The organism is Zooshikella ganghwensis DSM 15267 (assembly GCF_000428585.1).
Taxonomy (GTDB): Bacteria; Pseudomonadota; Gammaproteobacteria; order Pseudomonadales; family Zooshikellaceae; genus Zooshikella; species Zooshikella ganghwensis.
The window spans coordinates 24411-35401 of sequence record NZ_AUAF01000039.1; the positions used below are offsets into that span (position 1 = coordinate 24411).

Annotated in this window: 11 protein-coding genes; 2 read left to right on the forward strand and 9 right to left on the reverse strand. The window is 38.7% G+C overall.

The window, feature by feature from the left end; genetic code table 11:
- Positions 1–190: 190 nt before the first annotated feature.
- From F607_RS29245 to F607_RS0110910, 3 genes are read right to left on the reverse strand one after another with little or no spacing between them, the layout of a single operon-like run.
- Complete coding sequence (locus tag F607_RS29245) at positions 191–997, reverse strand: MlaA family lipoprotein (protein ID WP_051311325.1); 807 nt, start codon at positions 995–997, stop codon at positions 191–193.
- Positions 998–1011: 14 nt separating this feature from the next.
- On the reverse strand, positions 1012–2454 hold the full coding sequence (locus F607_RS0110905; protein ID WP_169719784.1) for a serine/threonine protein kinase: 1443 nt from the start codon (positions 2452–2454) through the stop codon (positions 1012–1014).
- On the reverse strand, positions 2394–2870 hold the full coding sequence (locus F607_RS0110910; RefSeq protein ID WP_027708109.1) for a hypothetical protein: 477 nt from the start codon (positions 2868–2870) through the stop codon (positions 2394–2396). Before F607_RS0110910 ends, F607_RS0110905 begins: the two co-directional genes overlap by 61 nt.
- Positions 2871–3187: 317 nt before the next feature.
- On the opposite strand from F607_RS0110910, the gene F607_RS0110915 reads away from it, so the two are divergent.
- A complete protein-coding gene (locus F607_RS0110915; protein ID WP_157365429.1) occupies positions 3188–3790 on the forward strand; it encodes a TatD family nuclease-associated radical SAM protein in 603 nt (200 codons plus the stop codon).
- Positions 3791–3814: 24 nt separating this feature from the next.
- Here the strand turns inward: F607_RS0110915 and metG are convergent, their stop codons facing one another.
- From metG to F607_RS0110945, 6 genes are all read right to left on the reverse strand, one after another.
- Positions 3815–5338 carry a methionine--tRNA ligase gene (gene metG, locus F607_RS29250; RefSeq protein ID WP_051311328.1) on the reverse strand — a complete coding sequence of 508 codons (1524 nt, stop codon included), beginning with the start codon at positions 5336–5338 and terminating at the stop codon, positions 3815–3817.
- A 46-nt stretch (positions 5339–5384) separates the two neighbouring features.
- Positions 5385–5597 (reverse strand): hypothetical protein, encoded by a 213-nt coding sequence (locus F607_RS0110925; RefSeq protein ID WP_027708111.1) that lies wholly within the window; start codon positions 5595–5597, stop codon positions 5385–5387.
- 75 nt (positions 5598–5672) lie between these two features.
- Positions 5673–6401 carry an amino acid ABC transporter ATP-binding protein gene (locus F607_RS0110930; protein WP_165773569.1) on the reverse strand — a complete coding sequence of 243 codons (729 nt, stop codon included), beginning with the start codon at positions 6399–6401 and terminating at the stop codon, positions 5673–5675.
- A 66-nt stretch (positions 6402–6467) separates the two neighbouring features.
- Entirely contained in the window at positions 6468–7568 is a 1101-nt protein-coding gene (locus F607_RS0110935; protein ID WP_027708113.1) for an amino acid ABC transporter permease, read from the reverse strand.
- A 4-nt stretch (positions 7569–7572) separates the two neighbouring features.
- Positions 7573–8760: an amino acid ABC transporter permease gene (locus F607_RS0110940; RefSeq protein WP_027708114.1), complete on the reverse strand. Its 1188-nt coding sequence runs from the start codon at positions 8758–8760 to the stop codon at positions 7573–7575.
- Between the two features lie 193 nt (positions 8761–8953).
- Complete coding sequence (locus F607_RS0110945) at positions 8954–9970, reverse strand: amino acid ABC transporter substrate-binding protein (RefSeq protein ID WP_027708115.1); 1017 nt, start codon at positions 9968–9970, stop codon at positions 8954–8956.
- A gap of 830 nt (positions 9971–10800) precedes the next feature.
- On the opposite strand from F607_RS0110945, the gene F607_RS0110950 reads away from it, so the two are divergent.
- On the forward strand, positions 10801–10991 hold a 191-nt coding region (locus tag F607_RS0110950), incomplete at its 3' end, for a transposase (RefSeq protein ID WP_027708116.1).

Here is a 10991-nt window from a genome sequence, read left to right on the forward strand (position 1 = left end):
GATATATGTTATTAGTAAGCAACGGCTGGATAACTCAAGTTAAACTGTTTGCCGCAAGGAAGCGGCAACCAAGCCTCCAGAGATCGATTCACAGCGTGTTCAAGGGGATTTATCCAATTGTTGTATCACAGCAGGGAAATGGCTTTTATAGAAATTGCTTTAATACATGATCCCTCTAGTTACTACTCAACTACTCACTTATAACTTCCTGATTCACATTTTCTTTTATTTCAACTTTTAACTTTCTTGCTTCAGTATATAAATAGCGGACTAAATCATATTCAAATGGTGACCCCAAATCTCCATAACGAAAGGGTGTTACATAACGTTGGTTGATAGCTTGTAAAGCGAAAAGTTCATTATGATCTTTTCTAACACTAGCAACATTTAAAAAATTAATTTCTTTTTCTGTAACAATATCCACAAAGATTCCAGTCGAATCTCTCAAGTTACTGGGACCTAAAAAAGGCAAAACAAGGTAAGGGCCTTCACCCACTCCCCAGTATGCTAATGTTTGACCAAAGTCCTCTTTAAATGCGGTCAATCCCATTGCAGATGCAGGGTCAAACAAGCCAAAAATACCAAAGGTTGTATTTATCAACAAACGTCCGAAGCTTTTCGTCGTATTTTTTATTTGCAATTGTAACAATGAGTTGACAATAGTGGGTACTTCACCAATATTCGAAAAAAAATTTGAAACTCCTGCTCTCATAAACTCAGGAGTTACGGTTTTATAACCTGAAACAACGGGTAAAAAAACATACTCATCAAAAAGATAGTTAAACTTATAGATTCGTCGATTAATGCCTTCCAAAGGGTCATAGACAATAAGAAAGTTTAAATTATCAGGAGTCGGTGTTAAACGGTCTGCTTTCTGTGTATAATCAATCGTTTTCAAAGGGTGTTTAAAGCCATCTTTAGCTGGCTCCGGGAGTTGTTTATCACCATAGCTCGAAAACGCCCATAAGCATAACACGATAGAAAGAAAATATTTCATAATGAGCTGTTTTCCTACCTACTTAACGCTAATTCAAAAAATGCGAGTATATCCCTAGCATTTTGTTTGTAATTTAAGTTTCCACAGTGACCACCATAAGGGTATATGGTGTAACGACCGGCTTGAAAAGTATCCTTAATAAATTGCAGATCGCCCTCTCCCAAAATAAAGTCATCCGCATTTGTCATAACGCCAATATAATCCGCTCTACTCAAGAAAGATTGAATACGGTATAAACTGACATTGTTCATTAAGTCATTCAATGTTTTAGTGGGATTTTCCTGCTTCCAATAAGGGTAAACCCGTTGTTGAACATAACACTCAAAGTCACAAATAAGCACTCGCCGCAGGTAACGGGTCAATGATGTACTTACCGTTACACGCTGATTAACCGGCAAATATATACCAGTTTTGCCAAGCTGATTTGATGTAAAGTTCATGTCAGCAACAGCAAAACGAAAAACAATACCAATAAGTGCAGCCATCTCTTCTCGAGTCATTGCATGACCAGAGCCTTGTAAGTCAAAAAGCAAAGCATCATCAACATTAATACGACCATACTCAGCAAAAAATTTAGCTAATTTATTAAAAATATGATTAAAAAACTGCTCAGCTGATTCAATGCCAGGGATCTTAGCATGAATCATTTTATCTAAGTTAGTGATAGACGTATAAAGATTGACTGGAGGGTTGAGCAATAATATTTTAGAAAAGTTAATACGTTTTTTTCTAGCATCAAGATCACCTAAATATGCTGCATCTAAAGCACCAAGACTATATCCTGTCAAAAATATTTTAGAGACATCTATAGAATGATTAACCTTAATATATTCAAAAGCTTGCTGTATAACGTAATACAGATCAACTGCATCATGTTGACTAATACCAGGCACAAAGCTCGTTGAAGCCGACGCAATAAAGTCATAGTTTGTTGGAGAGGATATTTGTAATACATGTAAACCTGCTCCATAGAAAAGCTTCTTTAAATACTCCATTTTCTGTTCATTATAACTTCCTCCCGTGCCAGCAATAATAACTATTATTGGTGCCTTTTTTTCTTGCCATGCAATATTAATAGGTAGTTCAGCTACATCCCATAGATTTTTAGGTAATTTTCGTTTAGGAAACACTTTTAATTTAAATGTCTCTTCTAAAATTTCCTTTTCATCGATAAGCTGAGGTCTAAACTCAGGTGGAGAAGTGGCAATCGTAGCAAAGAATGGGTTTTTTATCGGAAAATCATATTTGGCATAAGCTAGTGATGAGCACAGTATCAACCCCAAAAACAGGCGTAAATTATAGTGATATACTTTAAACAGTTTAATAGAAACTACTTGAGAAAATTTATGGCTAGAACATCCATCCATAGTAAAGGCTCGATTATCCTTTGTGTACTCTAAGAGTAATTCTGAATATGTTGAGGAACCTGCGTATTGGCTACCCAACGACTCAACCATGCCGATAACTTATGGTCAACCGTGTCTGTTTGATCAAGTTTAAGCTTCAACGGCTCCAAGATACGCTTTGCATATAATTCAAGCAAATGCTCATCGATCAATGTGGTAGAACAGTGACCAACACTTTCCATCACTGTGAGGGGCGTAAAAACTATAACACCATAGCTTAAGCCCGCTAAGATAGGATTAACTTGTTTTATTTCACTAAAAAGCTCTTGATAACCTATTGGCGCCATATTAGTAGGAGAAGTCTCACACACTAGAATAACCTGACGGTGAGGTGGAGAAACCGACGCTAAAGAAGGCTGTTGTTGTTCTATAGTGAAGTGCTCAGCTGCCAATCGTTCTACAATCGTATGTACCCAGTATCGACTCTGCTTAGCCTGATCTGAAGAAACAATGGTAATTGTTGCCATAATCCTTATGTCTACATCCCTATAGGTTACTGTTATGGTTTACAGCATTAATTATTATCATTTGATATTGATTACTCATACATAGTTTATGATGTTATGAGAAAGTCGCAACCCTATCTTTAAGATCTAACGTTAAGATGAAAGAGGCATTTCTCCTTACTTATATAAGCATACAATGCGTGTATATACCCCAATAGAATAGCTTTTATTTCTAGTTATCATACTGTGCTATGCGTTTGACAAGCATCAAGGTAGATAGTGGCCAATACTCATACACTGCGCTTAGCTATTTCTCATGCATTCAGGATAACAGACTTATGACAGCGGACACCTTAGTTTACGATATAGGCAATAGTCGGTATATCAATCTGACTGACCGTTGTACACTTCGCTGCCAGTTTTGCCCCAAACACAATGGTTCTACTCAGGTCCATGACTATCAATTAAAGTTATCAAAGCGTCCAACGGCTGAAGTCATTATTCCCCTATTAGAAAACCCTGCCCAGTACAAAGAAGTCGTTTTTTGTGGCTTTGGTGAGCCAACATTAAATCTTAAAACTTTGCTCAGCGTAGCTCACTACGTCAAAGCCCATGGTGGAAATGTTCGGGTAAATACGGATGGCTTAGGTAATCGTCTTCATAAGCGCAATATTCTCCCCGAGCTTGCAGCCTGCGTTGACCGTTTATCCATTTCACTGAATGCCCAAAATGAGGATGTATATAACATACACTGTAAACCTCAACTCCCCAATGCTTATCAGGAATTACTCGACTTTATAAAACTCTCTCCGCACTACATCAAACATGTTACCATCACCGCTATAGAAGGGCTGCCAGGGGTCGATACCGCAGCCTGTGAAAAAATCGCTAAACAAGCAGGCGTCCACTTCAAAAAACGCTTTTTAGACCAGGTAGGCTAGTTAAGATACCAATAAAAGCCAATGCTAATGTTCTTTTTCTAGCCTTTTAAAGTGACTAAGCGCTTTATTAATTGTAATTGATTTAATGTCACATACTGACTGCCATTGACACGTCGCTATATCCTCACCAAGTTCTTGTAGCACCTGTCTAGCCAAAGTTGGCACAAGCGGATAAGCAGCAGTAGCCACTAACCGTAACAAGTTTGAAATAACGAGGCAGGTCTCTTGTACTGATATATTATCTTTTCCTTTACTAATTTCCCATGGCGCTCGCTGGTGAAAAAAACGATTACAATGGTCTAGTGTATCTTTTAATAATAAAGAAGCATTATGGAAGTCAAATTGCTTGTAATAATTAAATATCTCATTAATGGCCTGCTCACAGTACTGAATAGTAAGTTTACTTTCATCAGCCAAAGCACGCTGACTAATAACCTTTGCATCAATATTGCCAGCAAAGTATTTCAATACAATGGTGTGGTTTCGCTTTACCAAATTAGCAAAATTATTTGCTAAATCAGCATTAATACTCTCAATCAGCTCATTAATTACAATATTACCATCCCTGGCAACGTGTTTTTGCCGAAATAACGCATACCGTAAACCATCACAGGTCAGCTTATCTACTAAATCTTTAGGAGTTATCAGTGTCTTAGGATTAGACTTAGCTATTTTTTGACCATTAATCGTCCACCAACCATGCACAATTAGTTTTTTAGGTAGCGGTAAGTCTGCGGCAAGTAACAGTGCTGGCCAATAGATAGCATGAAATTTTAAAATATCTTTACCAATAATATGGGTCGTTTGCTCCAATACACCCAAATCAAATCCCGCTTTTTGTATAGCCGTGATATAACTAAAAAGAGCATCTATCCAAACATAAATAGTGTGCTCTTGGTGATTAGGCACCTTGATGCCCCATGGAATATTCACGCGGGATACGGATAAATCCTCTAGTGGCCCTTGATTTAAGTAGTCTAGAATCACCTGACAGTAATAGTTTGGTGTAATAAAGTCCGATGAATTTAAGTAGTGCTCAATCAACTGTTGTCGGTAAGCATCAAGCCTGAACAGGTATGTTTCTTCACTTTTGTTTTCAACTGGCGTTTTATGAATCGGACAACAGTTATCTTCCAGCTCATAGGCTGTATAATACTGTTCACAACCTAGACAATATAACCCTTGATAATAGCCGAGATATACATCCCCTTTTTCCAGTAGTTTATGCCAAATAGTCTGGATTAATTTTAGGTGTTGTTCTTCTGAGGTTCTTACAAAAACATCAACTTGAACCGCTAACTCTGGCCATAGCGCTTTAAATGCTTGTGCTTTATCATCAACAAACTGCTGTATGCCTACTTGACTACATTCCGCAGCCTCAAGAATTTTTTGTCCATGCTCATCAGTACCTGTAATCAAACAACAGGGATTATCACTGGTCAGCGAATGAAAGCGTTTAAAGACATCCGCAAGGTATCCACTATAAGCATGTCCAAGGTGGGGAGCACCATTAGCATAAAAAATGGGGGTTGTAATTATATTAGTCATGATTAAGTCTCCATATAGCAAGGTTAAACTTGACTGAAATGTAGACTTAATAAAAGGCGGCTATTTTCCCCACTCCAGTCAACACACTTTGATCAGGAATGGGTACTACCAAAAAAAGAATCAGAAAAGCAGGCAGCCCATTCCGCACAACATTCGTTGTGTAGTCATGGGCATCATTTTGAATAGAGATATTTCTGTTGGTCTGTTCATATACTTCAAGATAACAAAACTTTGGAAAGCTTGCATCCTCTTTTTTCATTAACACTAAACAGCAAATACCCTTTGATTGTCTACTCACAACGAAGGGTATAGTCTGCTGCCAAGTTCATCTAGACTAATGCTGTAAGATTTGACTTAAAAAGAGTTGGGTTCTTTCTGACTGAGGATTATTAAAAAATTCATGTGGACAGTTTTCTTCGATAATTTGCCCCCCGTCCATAAAGACTACCCGATTTGCTACTGTTTTCGCGAAGCCCATTTCATGAGTTACACAGAGCATGGTCATACCATCTTCAGCCAACTCAATCATGGTATCCAGCACTTCCTTAATCATTTCTGGGTCCAAAGCTGATGTTGGCTCATCAAACAGCATCACTTCAGGATTCATACATAAGCTTCTTGCAATAGCAACCCGCTGCTGCTGTCCTCCTGAAAGCTGGCCAGGATACTTAAGTGCCTGATCAGGAATCTTCACCCGTTTTAAGTAATTCATTGCTATTTCCTCAGCCTCTTTTTTTGGCATTTTTCTCACCCAGACAGGTGCCAAACAACAGTTTTCTAAAACGGTTAAATGAGGAAATAAATTAAAGTGCTGAAACACCATACCCACTTCGCGTCGAATCACCTCTATATTTTTAAGATCATTAGTTAAAGGTGTACCTGCAACAATAATATCACCGGTTTGATGCTCCTCTAACCGGTTAATACATCGTATCGTGGTTGATTTTCCTGAGCCTGAAGGGCCACATAATACGATTCGTTCGCCACGCCGTACAGTTATATTAATATCCTTTAAAACATGAAACTCACCATACCATTTATTGACACTGCGCATTTCCACCATAATCTCATCAGAGATTGCCATAAGGTTTTGCTGTACTTCATTACTCATGATACGACTCCCTAATTATTATGATTTATGCCCAGTATCTAATTTCTTTTCTAGTGCCTGGCTATAACGCGACATTCCAAAACAGAACACCCAAAAAACCAGTCCTACAAATACATACCCTTCAACCGAGTAACCCGCCCACTTTGCATCAGCCAATCCTGCTTGAACGATAGCCAACAAGTCTAATAAGCCAATAACCAAGACCAAACTGGTATCTTTAAATAAGGCAATAAACGTATTAACGATACCAGGTATCATTAACTTAAGTGCTTGTGGCAAAATAATGAGTCCCATCATTTTCCAGTAAGATAATCCCAATGCACTCGCAGCTTCATATTGCCCTTTGGGAATGGCTTGCAACCCACCTCTGACAACTTCTGCCATATAAGCTGATTGAAACATCACAATACCAATCAATGCCCTTACCAGCTTATCAAAAACAATTTCTTCCGGGATAAAAAGTGGCAACATAACAGAAGCCATAAACAATACGGTAATTAGTGGTACACCACGCCAAATTTCAATAAATAACGTACAGAACGTTTTAATTACTGGCATGGTTGAACGTCGACCAAGCGCTAACAAAATACCAAACGGCAATGCTGCAACAATTCCCACAACAGCAAGAATCAGGGTCAACATCAGACCACCCCATTTATGGGTTTCAACAACCTCTAAGCCAAATGCACCACCATAAACCAAATAAAAAGTAATAATGGGAAATACCGTCAACGTAAAGATAACGATCCACTTTTTATAAGGTGTTTTTTCTGCAATAAGCAACGTAATTAACACACCAAAAAGAATAAAAACCCAATTGACTCGCCAATAAAGCTCCTCAGGATAAAAACCATAAACAAATTGATTCAAACGTGTCTTAATAAATACCCAGCATGCACCACCGACCGCACAATCATCACGAGTTTCTCCTACCCAACTGGCATCAATAAATGCCCATTGAATCAATGGCACTAAGCCAATATAAAGTAAGTAAACTGCTAGTAGCGTTAATAATGTATTTGTAACGGAGGAAAATAGATTCGCTCGAATCCAGCCAAAGGCCCCATCAGAACGTCGTGGTGGGGGTAAATCAGGCAATTTTTTATCACTTTGAATCATGCTATTACCTCTCCACCAATGCAATTCGTTTGTTATACCAATTCATAAACAATGAAATAAGCAAACTCAACGTCAAATACACAGCCATTGTCATAGCAATAACCTCTATCGCTTGACCTGTTTGGTTTAACGTTGTACCCGCAAAAACAGATACTAAATCGGGATAACCAATCGCTGTGGCCAAAGAAGAGTTTTTAACCAAGTTAAGGAACTGACTGGTTAATGGTGGGATAATGACCCGCATCGCTTGAGGTATAATGACTAATTTAAGCATTTTAGGACGTGAAAGGCCTAATGCAAATGATGCCTCCGTCTGGCCTTTATTAATGGATAAAATACCCGACCTGACAATTTCTGCAATAAATGCCGCAGTGTACACACTCAAAGCCAGTAATAACGCAAGTAATTCAGGGATAACCGTAATACCACCCCGATAGTTAAACCCACGCAGAGTAGGTACTTCCCAATCAATGGGACTACCAACGAAAAGGTATGTCAGGGCAGGTAAACCAAGCATGATAGCAAGAGACACACTAATAATAGGAAAGCCCTTACCTGTCGTATCCTGCCTGTTCTTAGCCCAGCGCTTTACACCTATAACCACAATCAAAGACAATGCAAATACAAGCAATACCCAGCCAAAGCCTTCCAAAATGTTTGGCGCAGGCATGGCAAGCCCACGATTATTCAAAAAGAAAACATCAAACAATTCAATGCTTTGCTTGGGCCTAGGTAAGGGTCTAAGTACCGCAAAGTACCAAAAGAAAATTTGCAGCAATAGAGGGATATTACGAAATGTTTCAATATAAACAGCAGAAATTTTTGCAATTAACCAGTTGTTAGATAGCCTCGCGATGCCAATAGTAAAACCAAGTATGGTAGCCAAAAGAATACCCAACGATGCCACCAGTATGGTATTTAACAAGCCAACAAAAAATGTACGCCCATATGAGTGACTTTCGTCATATTCAATAAGACTCTGGTTTATACCAAATCCGGCTTCAGACCATAAAAAGTCAAACCCTGTTTTGATACCTCTAGAGTCGAGGTTATGCAGCGTATTCGAGATAATATAAGCACCGCATATTATCAAAATCACTAACATAATGATTTGATAAAGCATGGATCGCTTTTCAGGGTCATTCCAAAAAGCCGTACGTCCCTTAGCCAGATCCTTCTTTTTTGACGGCATAAGCAATGATCTCCACTGTATCTGTAAGTGGTCAGGTTATTGTTATTTTCGACAATTCACTTCAGGGTTATTGGTTTTTGATCGCACTTTTCCTGTGCTTACAATTATTTCAGCAACTACTTTATACCTTTAACGAGTGATTTGTATTTATGAGCATAAAGCAGCTACTGATATTTATGTTATTAGTGAATATTTAGCGCATAGGTGGCGCGTACTGAATCCCACCCTTTGTCCAAAGGGCATTCAAACCACGCTCAATTTTAAGCGGTGAACTTGCACCTACATTGCTTTCAAAGATTTCTCCATAATTACCCACCTGCTTAACAATTTGATAAGCCCAGTCACCAGGTACACCAAGTGCTTTGGAACCCTCACCATTAATAAAGCGTTGGACTTCTGGATTCTTTGATTTCTTTTCTTTTTCAATATTTGATGAAGTCAAACCTAATTCTTCAGCATTAACCATGGCAAAAAGTGTCCATTTCACCAAGTTAAACCATTGATCGTCACCTTGCCGAACAACAGGCCCTAAAGGCTCTTTTGAAATCACTTCAGGCAATACCACTGCGTTATCAGGTTTAGATAGTTTTATACGTAATGCATAAAGTTGAGACTGGTCACTCGTTAAGACATCACAACGTCCTGCTTCAAATCCTTTTGCAGTTTGGTCTGCCGTATCAAAAACAACCGGCTCAAACTTCATTCCATTCTGTCTAAAATAGTCAGCTAAATTTAATTCGGTAGTGGTACCAGACTGAATACACACCGAAGCACCATCTAACTCTTTTGCACTTTTAACGCCCAACTCTTTACTGACCATAAATCCTTGGCCGTCATAATAGGTAACCCCTGTAAAGTTAAGTCCCAGGGAGGCATCTCGCGTTATTGTCCAGGTAGTTACCCTAGACAGTAAATCAATTTCACCAGACTGAAGTGCGGTAAAACGTTCTTTTGCGGTTAAGGGAGTATATTTTACTTTGTTTGCATCACCCAAAGCTGCAGCAGCAACTGCACGGCAAACATCTACATCAACTCCCTGCCATTTGCCTTTGTCATCAGGATTAGAAAACCCTGGCAAGCCTGTCGTTACTCCACACTGGACATAGCCACGTTTTTGCACAGACTTAACTGTGCTATCAGCAGCACTTGCCATCATGGGAAAAGATACAGAAACAGCTGTTAATACTGCACATATACTTATTTTTTTCATCACTTTTCCTTTATCTTATTAGAATTTTACAGGGGGTCTTCCTTTACTACTGATCAGTAACAGCAGTACTCGCTTGTTCCTTAAATAGGCCCCTTAACCTATAAACACTCTCTTTAACATCCTTTGGCTGTAACCCTTCTCGAAAGCTACAGCAGGAATTCCTTTTGTTATCCCCTTCACGAATCCTTTTTAGGGTTTGTTGTCAGCGCTCTTGAACACCAAGGATGGTGGTGGGAATGCAGTTTATGCAGGAGCATTTAACTGCCACCACAGTCACTTATTTATATAAGCTCCTGGAGCTTCATTGCTTGACGGCCGCCCCCTTGTACCCTAGGGGTATAAAAACCCTTCGTTTTGGGAATATTACTTTCGCTTTTTGCGTTGCACTCTGTCAGAGACCTTGATAAGGACTTTTCGCAGTACAATACGTAAAAGACGAATGTGCGTGGGCTAATTAAACAACAATCCCTTCACAATGCAACGTGAAAATCGTCTTGAAATGATTAATAAATTGAAAAGATTTGACGAACTTCAAATATTTAAAATTAAATTAAAACAAATCTACGTTTAATCACAAACAGTAAAGCAATGTTACAGTTAGAAACTTAAGTACTACAACCTTTTGTAACCTCATGCACTTACCATTAATTCGAAAAAATTTAACTTTGATCACTACTAATTTTCACTGCAAACTAAAAGTCCAGAGTAACTCGTAATAACAACAAGAAAAGTTATGGCTCTATATGGATTCCTAGGGGGTAGCATATAATACAACCAAAGATGTATTATGCACGTCTATTTGGGTAAATTAAGTCAGTAATAAGCAAAGAATGATCAATATCAAACAACTGGTAAATGATGAGCAATGCTACCAGTTTATTCGTCAGAGACGTTGGCCTGATGGCGTCAGCTGCCCTCACTGCCAGTCTCAACAAGTAGAAGGCAATGGTAATCATCAAAAGCAAATTGCCCGAAAACGTTATCGCTGCCTAGCGTGTCATCGGGGATTTGATGACCTAAC